Source organism: Haloarcula salina (genome assembly GCF_010119195.1).
GTDB classification, from domain to species: Archaea; Halobacteriota; Halobacteria; order Halobacteriales; family Haloarculaceae; genus Haloarcula; species Haloarcula salina.
Genome location: NZ_WRXL01000002.1, coordinates 553,523 through 566,350, shown reverse-complemented (window position 1 = coordinate 566,350; position 12,828 = coordinate 553,523). Strand labels below are relative to the sequence as shown.

At 64.9% G+C, this 12,828-nt stretch carries 12 protein-coding genes; 3 read left to right on the top strand and 9 right to left on the bottom strand.

Features of this window, described 5'->3' with window-relative positions:
• The first annotated feature begins 72 nt into the window (after window positions 1-72).
• Both GM656_RS07925 and GM656_RS07920 read left to right on the top strand, forming a co-directional pair.
• Window positions 73-1,554 carry a hypothetical protein gene (locus GM656_RS07925; RefSeq protein ID WP_162413119.1) on the top strand — a complete coding sequence of 494 codons (1,482 nt, stop codon included), beginning with the start codon at window positions 73-75 and terminating at the stop codon, window positions 1,552-1,554.
• A gap of 191 nt (window positions 1,555-1,745) precedes the next feature.
• Window positions 1,746-2,489, top strand: a complete 744-nt coding sequence (locus tag GM656_RS07920) for a GNAT family N-acetyltransferase (RefSeq protein WP_162413118.1) — start codon at window positions 1,746-1,748, stop codon at window positions 2,487-2,489.
• 334 nt (window positions 2,490-2,823) lie between these two features.
• Here GM656_RS07920 and GM656_RS07915 read toward each other — a convergent pair whose 3' ends face one another.
• From GM656_RS07915 to GM656_RS07875, 9 genes are all read right to left on the bottom strand, one after another.
• Window positions 2,824-3,600: an ABC transporter ATP-binding protein gene (locus tag GM656_RS07915; protein ID WP_162413117.1), complete on the bottom strand. Its 777-nt coding sequence runs from the start codon at window positions 3,598-3,600 to the stop codon at window positions 2,824-2,826.
• The gene (locus tag GM656_RS07910; RefSeq protein WP_162413116.1) at window positions 3,597-4,415 is read right to left on the bottom strand and encodes an ABC transporter permease; all 819 of its coding nucleotides are present in this window, start codon (window positions 4,413-4,415) and stop codon (window positions 3,597-3,599) included. The genes GM656_RS07915 and GM656_RS07910 overlap by 4 nt, the downstream gene beginning before the upstream one ends.
• Window positions 4,416-4,417: 2 nt before the next feature.
• The gene (locus GM656_RS07905; protein ID WP_241692723.1) at window positions 4,418-5,407 is read right to left on the bottom strand and encodes an ABC transporter substrate-binding protein; all 990 of its coding nucleotides are present in this window, start codon (window positions 5,405-5,407) and stop codon (window positions 4,418-4,420) included.
• Window positions 5,408-5,561: 154 nt separating this feature from the next.
• A complete protein-coding gene (locus tag GM656_RS07900; RefSeq protein ID WP_162413114.1) occupies window positions 5,562-6,401 on the bottom strand; it encodes a hypothetical protein in 840 nt (279 codons plus the stop codon).
• A 334-nt stretch (window positions 6,402-6,735) separates the two neighbouring features.
• Window positions 6,736-7,416: a class I SAM-dependent methyltransferase gene (locus tag GM656_RS07895; protein WP_162413113.1), complete on the bottom strand. Its 681-nt coding sequence runs from the start codon at window positions 7,414-7,416 to the stop codon at window positions 6,736-6,738.
• A gap of 279 nt (window positions 7,417-7,695) precedes the next feature.
• Window positions 7,696-8,361 carry a PHP domain-containing protein gene (locus tag GM656_RS07890; protein WP_162413112.1) on the bottom strand — a complete coding sequence of 222 codons (666 nt, stop codon included), beginning with the start codon at window positions 8,359-8,361 and terminating at the stop codon, window positions 7,696-7,698.
• Window positions 8,362-8,363: 2 nt separating this feature from the next.
• Complete coding sequence (locus tag GM656_RS07885) at window positions 8,364-9,308, bottom strand: diacylglycerol/lipid kinase family protein (protein WP_162413111.1); 945 nt, start codon at window positions 9,306-9,308, stop codon at window positions 8,364-8,366.
• A gap of 8 nt (window positions 9,309-9,316) precedes the next feature.
• The gene (locus GM656_RS07880; RefSeq protein WP_162413110.1) at window positions 9,317-10,441 is read right to left on the bottom strand and encodes a CBS domain-containing protein; all 1,125 of its coding nucleotides are present in this window, start codon (window positions 10,439-10,441) and stop codon (window positions 9,317-9,319) included.
• A gap of 101 nt (window positions 10,442-10,542) precedes the next feature.
• Window positions 10,543-11,325 carry a YihY/virulence factor BrkB family protein gene (locus GM656_RS07875; protein ID WP_162413109.1) on the bottom strand — a complete coding sequence of 261 codons (783 nt, stop codon included), beginning with the start codon at window positions 11,323-11,325 and terminating at the stop codon, window positions 10,543-10,545.
• Window positions 11,326-11,532: 207 nt separating this feature from the next.
• On the opposite strand from GM656_RS07875, the gene GM656_RS07870 reads away from it, so the two are divergent.
• Complete coding sequence (locus GM656_RS07870) at window positions 11,533-11,832, top strand: amphi-Trp domain-containing protein (protein ID WP_162413108.1); 300 nt, start codon at window positions 11,533-11,535, stop codon at window positions 11,830-11,832.
• Window positions 11,833-12,828 lie beyond the last annotated feature (996 nt).

Genomic DNA, 12,828 nt, shown 5'->3' with positions numbered 1-12,828 from the left:
AGCCGTCGCTGTGGCGAACACCGCGTATATACAAGCTCTAGACTGAGGGGGGCAGGGCGAGTGTCAGTGTATATGAAGGAAACAGAACTGGCGTCACAGGTCGACTCGCTCTGCACTCGCGACCCGACCGAGTTCGACCACCGCGTTCGCGAGGAGGCCTCGTGGCTCGTCAGCGCTGTCGAAGACGGAGCGTTCGACAGCGAACTGGCGACGACCGGACTGGAGTACGAGTGTTACGTGGTCGATCGAGAGAACGCGCTCACGACGCTTCCGCGGTGCACGGACGAGATACTGGGCTGTGAGAAGGAGATCGGTCGCCACCAGATAGAGTTTCAGTCGTCGCCCCAACCCTTTAGCGCCGCGGGCCTCCAGACCATCGAATCCGAGATGCGGGCGCGATTCGAGGCTGCGAGCGAGGAGCTCCTCGATCCGGAGGAACGACTGGTCAGCGACGGGTTCTGGACGATCTCGCCACAGACTGAGACGGGGGTCGAGTACCTCACCGACCACACCACGACCGACGACACGGTGCTCGCGACGAACATGTGCGACACCGCGAGATACCACGCGCAAGGGCAGTCCGCGGCCACCAGAATCGACGCTCCCAACGCGACCTACGAGGGGAAGACGGCACTGCTGAACAGCCTCACGACGTCGATCCAGCCCCACTTCGTCGTCGAGCAGGCGAGCGAGCTACCGACGTACTTCCGGTACGCGCTCCGCGTCGCGGGGCCGATCCTCGCGCTCGGCGTCAACTCACCGCTCTTCCCGCCGGCATTCTACGACGACGTCGACGGCGAGACGATCCTGGACGGCGCGAGGATGGAGAACCGGATCGGGGTGTTCGAGTCCGTGATGAACGACGAGGACGGGCCGGCAAAGGTCGCGTTCCCGGAGGACATCGAGTCCGTCGGCGACGCCGTCGAGTCCATCGCCTCCGACCCGACCATCGTCCCCAGACTGTTCGAAGATCCGTCGGCGCTGACGCACTTCACGCACAAGCACGGCTGTTACTGGCGCTGGGTCCGACCGGTGTTCGACGAGGGAGTCATGGGGGAACCGAACGTGCGCATCGAGTTCCGTCCGCTGGCCGGCCAGCCCACGCTGGGGGACACTATCGCGTTCGTCGGCCTCTTCGCCGGGCTGCTGACCGACCTCGCCCGGCGGGAGCACCCGGTCAGCCGCCTCGACTGGGCGGACGCGCGCCGCAACTTCTACGCGGCGGCGACCGACGGGCTGTCGGCCGATCTCCGGTGGATCGACCGCTCGGGCGACCGGGTCACCGACACCGACGCGCTCTATGCGGACCTGTTCGCGTGTGCACGCGCTGGGCTCGAAACGGCCGGGTTCGACGCCGACTACGCGGACGACCTGCTCGCACCGCTCGAATCGCGCGCTCGAACCCGGCAGACTCCCGCCAGGTGGAAGCTCGATCAGGCACGCAGCCGACTCGACGAGGGGGCATCCCTCGATCGCGCGGTCCGGGAAACCCAGCGGCGCTACATCCGTCGACAGGCGGCGACCTTCGAGACGGACCGGTTCACCGCGTGGTGACCGGAATCCAGCAGGCGAGGCGGCCGCCATCGCTCGCCCAGTTGCGCCACTTGTTCTGGCCGCCACGGCCGCGCCGCCCATAGATCGACCCACCAATCAGGGGCACCGACCCACCGCGATCCGACGGCGTGGCGGGACTGCCCTTCACCTGCAGGGACGCCGCCTATCACCACAGAAGACCGACACGTCGTATGGAGATACGCCCCGCGACGGCCGACGACAGCACTGCCATCGAATCGATCGCTCGGCGGTCGTTCCGCGCGTCGTACGTTCTCAGTCCGGCGAAGATCGCGACCATCGTCGAAACCACGTTCGCACCGGCCCCGGTCGGCGAGCGGATCGAGAACGGAGACGACGAACTGGTGGTCGCCGAGGAGTCCGACGACGACGGGACTCGCCTCGTCGGGTTCGGCGAACTCGGCGACGGGACGACCATCGAGTGGCTCCACGTCCACCCGGAGGCCCGCGGCCGCGGTGTCGGCCGGGCGCTCGTCGAGGAACTCCGCAGCGAGGCGGAGACGACGGCACCGCAGTTCACCGCCCGGGCGCTGGAGAGCGCCAGGGAAGGCGCACCGTTCCTGGAACGGTTCGGGCTCTACGCGAGCGAGCAGTACACCACCGAAGTCGGCGGTGAGCGGTTCACCGTCGAGGTGTACACGCGGCACAGAGCGAACCCGGACCGTCAGGAGCGAGACGACAGCGTCCCCGACGAAGTCACGCTGGACGGGGAGCGCCAGCCGGTCGCGACCGACGAGTCGCTCCAGGGAGCGCGCGGACCGTTCTACGCCGTTCGCGACGACGGCGGGACCCGCGTCGGCTACCTCTGTTCGGCGTGTGAGAGCACGTCGGTTACCTCCGACGGACTCGAACGACTCCAGTGCACCGACTGTGGAAACACGCACCGGCCGGACGAGTGGGATCCGGCCTATCTCTGAGTCGGCGGCGACGCCACGTTGACGCGCTACCTCGTCACCGAAGCCACCGTCCCAGCCGAAACGCGTCACACGCCGTTCGCACGACGGACGTGGGATCCGGTGTGCAGTACAGTGACCGTGTCGTCACCGCCAGGCGGTGATAGGCAGTGACTGCCGCGTCGAATGCAAGGCGCGAGTGGATCACGCTGTCCCTCCCACCGGCACGCCGTAGAGGGAACTGACGTTCCGCCCTCGAATCACCGGTAACGCAGGTGTCGCCCACCGGACGTTCCCTGGGCCGTCACGCGTTCCGAGATAGGTGTGAGGGGCGAAGTCTGTGCCGTGGTGTCGGCGCTCAGATCGTTGTTTCGACCAGGTCGAAGAGCGTGTCCACGTACCCGATGAACGCGTCGTCTGTCCGGTCTCGCGGCCGAGGCAGTTCGACGGTGACGTCGTCGCGGACTCGGCCGGGCGTTCCCGTCAGCACGAGGACTCGGTCACTCATCAGCACGGCCTCCTGGATGTCGTGGGTGACGAACACCACGGTCTTCTCCACGGTGCGCCAGATGTCCAGGAGTTCACGTTGGAGGCGCCGCCGCGTCTGCGAGTCGACGCTCCCGAACGGTTCGTCCATCAGCAACAGGCCCGGATCGACCGCTAGCGCTCGGGCGAGCCCCACCCGCTGTTTCATGCCGCCTGAGAGTTCCGCGGGATACGCGCTCGCACGGTCGCTCAATCCGACCAACTCGAGCATCGCCTCCACGCGCTCGTTCCGTACGTCTTCGGCCACCCCCTGTTCGACGAGTCCGAAGGCGACGTTCTCCTGGACAGAGAGCCACGGGAACAAGTGATACGCCTGGAACACCATCGCCCGGTCCGGTGCCGGACTGGTAACGGGCGTCTCGTCGACGAGAACCCGGCCACTGGTGGGAGACTCGAATCCGCCGACGAGCCGTGCGAGCGTCGTCTTGCCACAGCCAGACGGCCCCACGACGGTGACGAACTCGCCGGGGTCGATGGTGAACGAGACGTCGGCGAGCGCGGTCGTCCCCGCTCCGTCAGTAGTCTCGTACCGTTTGTGAACGCCTTCGACCGCGACTGTCGGGGCCGGAGACGAGACGGTGTCGGTCATGGCTGCCACCGGAGCAGTCTCGCTTCCAGGCGGCGAACTCCCCAGTCGCTCGCGAGGAAGACGGCGCTGATCGCCAGCATGTAGGCGACGCTCCGCTCCATCGCGAGGTTGTTCGCGCTCGTGATGATCTCGTATCCGACGCCGGGGGCGCCGAACAGCTCGGCGGCGACGACCATCATCCAGCACTGGCCGACGCTCGTCCGGATGCCGGTCAGGAGTTCGGGGGTCGCGTCGGGAATGACGACCCGTCGAATCAGCCGGTACTCGCTGTCGATGCCGAGATTCGTCGCAACCTCCAGCAACTCTCGAGACGAGTTCTCGACCCCGCTGTAGGCGTTGTAGAACGTGATCCAGAACGCCCCGATGAACACGATGAACGCGGCACCGGTGTGCCCGAGGCCGAACCAGATGATCGCGAACACGATCCACGCCAGCGGCGGAATCGGCCTGAGGACGCGGACGACAGGCGTCAGGACGTCGTCGAGGCGCCCCCACCAGCCCATGGCGATGCCGAGCGCGCCGCCGGCCGTCACGCCCAGGGCGACACCAGGGAGGTAGTGGAGGAGGCTCTGTCCCAGGTGGACGAACAGGGCTCCACTGGCGAGTTCGCCCCAGAGAGCGCCCCCGACCTCCAGCGGACTGGGGAGCAAGTACGTCGGTTGAGTGGACGCTGCCACCCACCAGACGACGAGGAACGCGGCCGTCCCGAACACGCCACGACGGAGCCTGGCGTAGTCCCACTTCCGGCTCAGGTCACGGGTCGACGTTCGGTGGCCGTGTTCGGTGCCGGACCGCAGGGAGAAATCGTTCGCCATCCCTACTCGGTGGCGTCTTCGTAGAGCGATGGTTCGAAGATGGCCTCGTTCGACACGGGATCGGCGATCTGGCCGAGCGAATGCATCCGCTCGATGCACCGTTCGGTGCCGGCGGAGATGGTCCGTGGATCGGTGATGTAGTTCGAGACCTCCGACCGAATGGCCCGTTCGGCGAGTTTCGTCGAGAGGGAGTCGCCGAAGACGGTACTTACGGCCTGTGCGGCCTCCGCGGGCTGTTCGTTGATGAGTTCGGTCGCTCGGATGTGCGCCCGGAGCACGTCCTTCGCGACGCCCGGATTCTCGTCCCACAGCCGATCGTGCATGAACATGATGCCACCCGGTGGCCCCTCCATGAATTCGCCGGTGTGGGCGATTCGTCGGAACGGCGCGTCTTTCGCCGCGAGTATCGTCGGGATCGGTTCCATGATGAGCGTCCCGTCGGCGTTACCGGACAGAAGCGACCGTTTCACTGGACCGAGACCGGCCATGTTCTCGGTCTCGACGTGTTCCGTGCCGACGCCGAGTTCGGCGTCGAGCCACTGGCGCAGTAAGACGTAGGCGACGCTGCCTTTCGGGAAGGTGGAGAACCTGAATTTCCGGTCGTGTTCCTCCCGGAACGCCTGGAAGGCGTCGGCGCCGTGCTCCTCGAAGAGGGAGGCGAACTCGTCGCTGGTGAGGACCGCGAAGCCACCGGTCTGATTCGCCGCTGTAACTTTCCCGGGAACCTCCTTGTGCTTCATGCGGATCGCGGGAGTGATACCGATGAACGCGACGTCGACGTCGCCGTCGGAATAGGCCGACACGATGTTCAGCCCCTGGTTGGCGAAGTTCGTCGACTCGACGTCCGGCCCGACATCGGAGAGATACCCGCGTTCGTCCATCACGAGGAACTGCAGGAAGGGGAAGATGGGCTTGTACGCGATCGAGAGCGTATCGAGATTGTTCCCGCCGAGGACGCTGGTACACCCGGAGAGACAACTAGCGGCGGCCACGCCACCGATCTTCAGGAACCGCCTTCGCGAACTCGAGCAGCGTTCCGTACGACACTCGCCTGTTTTAGGCTTGCCTAAAACCATGCGCTGTTCTATTTTCGGCCCGAGAAAAAAGGTTTTCCCGCACATGTTCGGGCGAGACTGGCTGGCCCCACTAGGACGTGCTCTCGGCGGTCGAAGTGGCAGTTGAACGCCGCTTCAACAGCGAGCGAGCGACGACCGTCGCGAGGGCGAGGACGGCCGCGAGTTTCAGCGTGACGAAACGACCAGCGCTGGTCGAGAGGTACGTCGACGGGGCCGTTCCCAGCCAGGTCGTCGCCTGGTGGACGCCCGTCCCCAAGACCGCGACGATGAGCACCGGAACGGCCCGCTGAAAGCGACGTAAAACGGTCTTGAGCCCGTCACCGTCAGGCGCCGCGAGCGACGGTACCACGACCGTGTTGTGCCAGACCGCCCCGCCAATCCACGCACCCGCAGCGACGAGGTGGATCGCTCGCACGACCGTCTCCCCGAGTGTTCCGCCACCCATACCGACGTCGGCCCACGCGAGTCCGACGAGCCCACCGACGGCGAGCGCCGAACCGAGGCCGACGAACCGGTGCGACGGCCGCGTCCGGTCCATTCGCCGGACGCCAACCGCGAGTCCGCCAAGCACCACCACTCCAACGGCGAGAGGCATCGTGGACGGGAGGGGGCGGTTTACGACCGCTCCGCCACCGAGCAGTCGAATACAGAGGCCTGTTACCGCTGCACCACCTGCGGTGTATACGAGGGTCGCCCACCGGCGAGCGAGTCGGTCCGGTTGCACCTCCGTCACTTCAGTAAACATCCACCAGAGGGGTCCGGCAGTCAGTAGAGTCCCCAGGGAGACGACCGCGATCCAGGAGGCGAACGGGACGACGAGCGACACCGCGGAACCGGCCCAGGTGAGGGACGCACCGAGCAGTGAGGCGGTCAGGAGCGTGGCGAGTACGAGTCGTGGTTTGAGTGCCATTAGCTACCGCCCAGGATCCTCCACACCGTTCGAACGACTCCCCCGGAAGACGCTGCGTGCCAGTGGAGTGAACTCTCGGGGCGACGGTCCCCGTTCGCCGGTGCTCGTCACGGGGTCGAACATCAGATACTGGTGTCTCTGCGTCGGTCAGCGACCCGAAAGCCCCGGTACTGCCACAGTGATTTAGGCACACCTAATCCCATGCACTCGAACTTCTGCGTGGCGGACCGTTAATCGTTTCCCCGAACATGACTGGGAGCATCCACCCCAGTCGGCGAGTCCGGCCGGGAGCAAGAGGCAACCCGCGAATCACGCCGTGGGCCATCCTCACCGGCTACGGTGCAACCCCGACGGTCAGCAACGTCCCCCACGTCCGATAGCGGTCGACCATCGCTTCGCGCGTCTCCCACTCGTCGGTGGGGAACTGCTCCCCGGACGGAATGTCGATTTCCTCGTCCGGAATCGTCTCCTGTACGGCGACGCGCAATCCGGCCTCGCGGAACAGCGTTCGATACTCTCGCTGACTCCACAGGTACATCGGCAGATCGATTCGATCGCACCACCGGTGGGACTGTTCGGACTCCTCGTAGAAGTTCACCAGACAGAAGCACGTCCCTCCGGGGCGGAGCACTCGCCGAATCTCCTCGAGCATCTCGACCGGTTCGTGTGCGAAGAAGAACGCCTCCATGCTCCAGACGTGGTCGACACTGTCGTCTGTGAGCGGAAGGTGATGGAAGTCGGCCACCGTGTACCCGACGGAGTCGGCCCGAGTGTACTCGCGTGCGTTGGTCGCCATCTCCGGGCTTGCGTCGAGGCCGACACCACGGTCGAGCGCGTGTATCTCGTCGAGCGCCCGCAACGCATATCCCGACCCCGTACCGAGATCGAGAACGGCGTCGCCCGATTCGACGGGCATCATCGCGAGGGCGTGCTTTGCCGTGTTCCAGTGAGTCTCTTCCATGTCGCGATCTCTTCCCGACGCGGCCCACTGGTCGAATTCCCGTTGGGCGGTCATTCCGACAGCCGGAGGGTCACGAGTACACCGGCGGTACCGCGACTGCGGATTACTATCGACTGTTCGCCGAGGTGCGCTCTGCTGTGGCCGATGTGATTGCGGATCATTTTTAGGCTTGCCTAAATACGTGTGACACATCCAGAGGATACAGACAAAAAAGTTTCGTCACTGGCGATATCGACAATCGGTGAGAGGGGTCACCGTCGGTGCGGACTACACCCTCTACGCGCAGAACGCCGCTATCGCTAGACGTCGGGAGTTGCGAAAGATCCGTCCCCCTCAGTCGCTCCGGTCGGCGTGTCCCTTCGCACGGTGGACCCGTGCGTATAGCTTTCGGAGGAGGCGATCCGAGAGGCGGTTGTCGACGCGCGGTTCAACGCGCCCGTCGCGGATGGACTCGACGACGGCCTCGGGCGTCCGCTCGTTCGCGTCGACGACGGTGAACGCACGCCCCGCCTCGATCGGGTAGTGTGCGTCGCTGCCGCCGACCAGTGGCAGGTCGAGTTCGACGGCGAGTCGCTCGACTTTCGCCCGGCGCTGGGGGTGCTTACCGTTGACCTCGACGGCGTCCAGCGCGGCGTCGCTCTCGGCGACGGTGCTGTTCCGATAGGGGTGTGCGAGAATCGCCGCGCAGCCGTGGTCGTGTGCCGCGTCGGCCACCGCCGCCGGCGTGTGTTTGTCGGGGGCGGTGTCCGTCGGCGGATCAGGCCCGACGACCAGAACGTGGCCGCGCGTCGTCGAGACTTCGATCCCCGGAAGCGTCACGAGCGAGGACCCCGGCTCGTACGGGCGGTAGTAGTCGTGGTTCGTCAGCGCCATCCCGTCGAGGTTTCTGTGGCGGGCGACGCGCCCGAGCAGGCGAGCGCCGAGCGGGTCGAACCACGTCGGAGACCCCTCGTTCCAGTGGAAGAACCGGGTGTGCGTGTGCAAGTCGAGTCTGAGCATCGCTACTTTCCCGCCCCGGCCGGGTCGGGGTCGTAGCCCGGACCGACCGCGACGTCGAGCGCCTGCTGGCGTGCGCGCACCGAGAGGGCCGTCCGCTCGACGACCTCCCCGTCGAGACTGAACGCCGCGGACTCGTCCGCGTGGACCTCGACGTCGAGCGATGGGACCCTGAAGCGATGGGTCCGCTCGGTATCTTGCGTGAACAGGCGCTCGACCGTCCCGGTCTCCAGCAGGCCCATCGAACCGTCCCCCTCGACGACCGTGACGTCGAATCGACCGTCTTCGACGTTGGCCGCCGTGCTGCCGCCCGGCGGGAATCGGCGGGCGTTCCCGATCAGGACGGCGATGGCCGACCCCGACCACACCGACGGGCCGTCGGCCTCGTCCGAGAGCGTCACTGTCATTCGAATCCCGTCGAACGACGGGATCGTCTTGAGCGTCGTGATCACGTACGCCAGCGACCCGAACCGATCTTTCAGGTCCGGATCCGTCTCTGCGCTCGACTCTGCCGTCAGCCCGCCGACACAGGAGTTCACGAACGGGGCCTCGTCTGCGAACCCGAGGTCGATGCGCCGGCGCTCCCCCGTTTCGACCGCGTCGAACCCCTGCTCGATATCGCTGATTCCGACGTTCTCGGCGAAGTCGTTGCCCGTCCCACAGGGGAGGACGCCGACGGTGACGGCGTCGAGCGCGTCCGCCTCGACGACGCCGCTGACAACGCCGTTTACCGTTCCGTCACCGCCCGCGGCGAGGATCTCGGTCGCGCCCGCGTCGATGGCCTCCTTCGTCAGCGACGCCGTGTCGCCCGCCGACTCCGTCTCGCGGACGCCGTAGCCACGCACGGCGGACTGTTCGCGGACCGGATCGACGTGCGTCCCGTCGCCGCTCACCGGATTGAGGACGACGACCGACTCAGCACTCGTCTCGGACCCTGATTCGTTCACCATCGCACTGGCTAGCGCTTTCGGGGGACCGTCTCCTGTCGGTCCGAGTCGGTCTGTTTGCCCTTCAGTTCCAGCACGTTCTGCTCGAGCGTCTCGAGCGCCGCGTCGAACGCGTTCGCCGCCCCGTACTCCTCGCCGGTTCCCGCGATCCGATCTTCGTCGGTGAACAGGCGGACCTCACACCGCATGAGCGACTCCCCGCGGTGACTCTCCTCGTGTTTCTGGACGGTCACGCGAGCGTCGAAGACGTCGAGTTCCTGGTATTTCTCCGTGACGCCCTCGATACGTTCGGTGATCGCTGCCCACTCGATCTCCCGGAAGTACTCCGGATTGACGACCTGCACGTCGAGGTCGGGCGTCTCGGCGTCCGTGATCGCCCGAAGCACGTCCGTCTTCGTGAGGACGCCGAGCGGGCGCTCCACGCTCGATCCGTCGGCGACGACGAGCCCGTCGTACCCCTTCTCGAACATCGTCTCCAGGGCCGACTCGACCGTCGCCGAGGGCGTCGTCGTCTCCGCCGGTCGGCTCATCACGTTCTCGACCGGGAGATCGACGAGGTGGCGCTTCTCGCCGCGTCGGTCGCCCTTGGTCGCGGTATCGGTCCCGCGGACGACGAACTCGACGAGGTCGTCCGTCGTCGCGATCCCGACCAGTTCGTCGCCGTCGACGACTGGCACCCGAGAGATCCCGTGTTCCCGGACGAGGTTGACGACCTTCCCCATCTCGGTCTTGCGGTCGACGGTAACGGGGTCCTTGGTGTAGATCGAGTCGACGCCGATCGCGCCGAAATCGGTGTCGATCGCTCTGAGGAGGCTGTCTCGGGTGACGATGCCGCGGACCCCCGCCTCGTCGGTGAGGGGAGCGACCGTCGACTCGGACTCGACCAGCACGCGCGCGATCTCGCTCGTCTCCGCCGTCGGATCTGGCTTCGGAACCGTCCCCATGACGGTCTGTGCTTGCGCGTCGTCGCTGAGGCGCGAGCGGAGCAGGTCTCGGGGGAGGACTGCGCCCTCGATCTCGTCGTCACCGACGAGGACCGCCGCGGTGGAATTGTGCTGCAGGTCTGACCTGAGTTTCCCCGCCCGCGTCTCTGGCGTCACGATCTCGAACTCCTGCGTCAGTATCGATCGGTTCATCTGTCAGTTCATGCGAGTGCACGGGCTATCAGCGACCGGCCTGCGACTACAGGCCGGCCCGGCCTCCACCCGCGTCACCGTCGGACCGGTCCGACGGTCGATCACTCGTCGAAGAGGTACCAGTCCGTGTCCGCCTCGATCCGGTCGGCGAGCTGTGCGTTCAGGACGACGCCCAGCACGATCGAGAGCCCGACGACGTACAGCCAGGTGAGCACCAGCAACAGCGCGCCGACGAGCCCGTACAGGTCGACGCTGCTGGAGACGTTGACGTACAGCCGGAGCGCGATCGCCGAGACCGTCCAGCCGGACGCCGCGACCGCCGTCCCGGGGAGCACCTCGGAGACGGCGGTCTCTCCGCCGGAGAACGTGTAATAGAGCGGGAGGAACAGGAGACAGAGCGATGCCCAGAGAACCACCGGCCCGAGGACGGTCCACAGCAGTCCGGTAGTCCGAAACAGGAAGAGCGAGCCGACCAGTCCCATCACGCCGACGGTCAGCGTCACCGCGACCCAGACGAAGAGGCTGTCGACGAGGTGTCGAGTGAGCGATCGCTCCTGCCGGATGTCGTATATCTCGGAGAACACGCCCTCGATCGCTCTGAACAGCCGCAGCGAACTCCAGGTGGAGATGAGGACCGCGAGGGCGACCGCTCGGCCGCGTCCCGGCGCGCTCCCACCCGCTCGCTCGACGGTTCGACGGAACTCGCTCGTCGTGACTCCGGTGAGCACGTGCAGCGTCTGCGCGAGCGCGCCGCTGTCCTGGAACTGGGTCAACAGCGCGTAGCTCAACACGACGAGCGCGACGACGACGTCGAACGCGTAGAACGCGAGGCTCGCCGCGTTCGCGGTGACGCGCTTCTCACGGCTCAGTGCGACGAGTCGCATCACGACCGTACTCCGTTTCACGACGCTCTCACGTCCCCAACATCGGAACAGTCCCTCGTCATTCTGTTTGCACAGGCAAAGCGGCCGAGCGGTGCCGGACTCCGCCGTTCGAGCGACTCCGCTGGTATTTGCAAGCAGACACACGATAGCGACGGAGCACGAACACTGAACCGGTTCATCATGACCACACTCGAATCAGAACGACAGATGACGCGCGACGAGATCGCAGAGTACCTCCACGAGTTCGCGACGCAGTTAGACAGCGACTCGACGACGTCAGCACCGACGCTCAGCGGCGGTTCGGACGAGGACGACACCCGGATCACGTTCATGGTCGGCAACGAGAGCCAGACGATCGATCCGCCGGAATCGATGGCGTTCGAGGTCGAGGTCGAATCGGACTCCTCGCTGGTCGGCACCGGGACCGAGACCGAGGTCGAGTTCGAACTGAGCTGGACGAACGAACCGAGCGACGAAGACGAACGGGACGAAATGGAGATCAGGTAACGCTCGACTCCACCAGGGTACGTCTGTGCCCCGGGACCCTTCTTTTTGCGACTCTGCTACTCCTCCTCAGCGACCGCCCGTCACTGACCACCGCTGGTCCTCGCAGAAGTCACGGGCGCAGAGGGCGTTCACTCGCCTGGCGAACGAACCCCCCCGTTAGACGTGCGGCGACTCCATTCGAGGGTTTGAATACTGACTATCTATCAGAAATAGTTTATTTGGTCACCTCGTGCTGAATACACAGCGCATATCGGTTACCAGTTCACCTCACGCGTTACGCTATTCGAATTCCACTGCGTGACGTATGTTTGAAAAGTCGCTTCTATAGTAGGCTGATAATAGACTCGGTCTGCTAAATGGCTGAACTGTACTGACCAACTCACGACGTGTCTGAGAAGTCGTTACGACGGGCCAACCTTCGTTTCACGCTCGTCTGAGAGAACAATCCGATCAGTAGATGTGCGTATTCATCATCCCCGATATTTTTTGTAAGGATAGCCCATATGTGCCTTTCAGCAGCATGTACCCCATTCTACAAATTGGGCTTGAAGGGTCTGGAAGCCCGGTCGACTTCCTTTTGGCCGTGGTAATCTGGGTCGGTGTTTTCGTCGTCGTGCTTATTCTCGGTAAGTTAGTTAATTCCCTTGTTTGATCTGAATATTATTGACAACTGGTAAAGGTAGATTGGTAGATTCACCCTCTGTACTGACCACTACGGCTGTGAATAGATTCGCTGTATTCACGAGGACTGCTAAGTGTGGGCGAGAGGTCGGTCATCGGTGCCTGGGGTCGCCTCCCGATCCGCCACACCCGCCGAAGAAACCCGGATACTAGAGGACATAACTGGTCAGCCGACGCTCCGCCTGTGGACCAGTACACCCCCGTTTCGCAGGGAATTCAAGAATAAGCGTCTCTCTAAGTTCGTAATTCAGACAGTTACCGACAGCGTCATACGAGCGGTGACAGCGTATGATGGTTTGATAGGTATTTCTGTCG

Excerpts from the sequence above, each read along its gene's own strand:
- GM656_RS07925 (WP_162413119.1), top strand. The coding sequence starts at position 73 with ATGAAGGAAACAGAACTGGCGTCACAGGTCGACTCGCTCTGCACTCGC.
- GM656_RS07920 (WP_162413118.1), top strand. The coding sequence starts at position 1,746 with ATGGAGATACGCCCCGCGACGGCCGACGACAGCACTGCCATCGAATCG.
- GM656_RS07915 (WP_162413117.1), bottom strand. The coding sequence starts at position 3,600 with ATGACCGACACCGTCTCGTCTCCGGCCCCGACAGTCGCGGTCGAAGGC.
- GM656_RS07910 (WP_162413116.1), bottom strand. The coding sequence starts at position 4,415 with ATGGCGAACGATTTCTCCCTGCGGTCCGGCACCGAACACGGCCACCGA.
- GM656_RS07900 (WP_162413114.1), bottom strand. The coding sequence starts at position 6,401 with ATGGCACTCAAACCACGACTCGTACTCGCCACGCTCCTGACCGCCTCA.
- GM656_RS07895 (WP_162413113.1), bottom strand. The coding sequence starts at position 7,416 with ATGACCGCCCAACGGGAATTCGACCAGTGGGCCGCGTCGGGAAGAGAT.
- GM656_RS07890 (WP_162413112.1), bottom strand. The coding sequence starts at position 8,361 with ATGCTCAGACTCGACTTGCACACGCACACCCGGTTCTTCCACTGGAAC.
- GM656_RS07885 (WP_162413111.1), bottom strand. The coding sequence starts at position 9,308 with ATGGTGAACGAATCAGGGTCCGAGACGAGTGCTGAGTCGGTCGTCGTC.
- GM656_RS07880 (WP_162413110.1), bottom strand. The coding sequence starts at position 10,441 with ATGAACCGATCGATACTGACGCAGGAGTTCGAGATCGTGACGCCAGAG.
- GM656_RS07875 (WP_162413109.1), bottom strand. The coding sequence starts at position 11,325 with ATGCGACTCGTCGCACTGAGCCGTGAGAAGCGCGTCACCGCGAACGCG.
- GM656_RS07870 (WP_162413108.1), top strand. The coding sequence starts at position 11,533 with ATGACGCGCGACGAGATCGCAGAGTACCTCCACGAGTTCGCGACGCAG.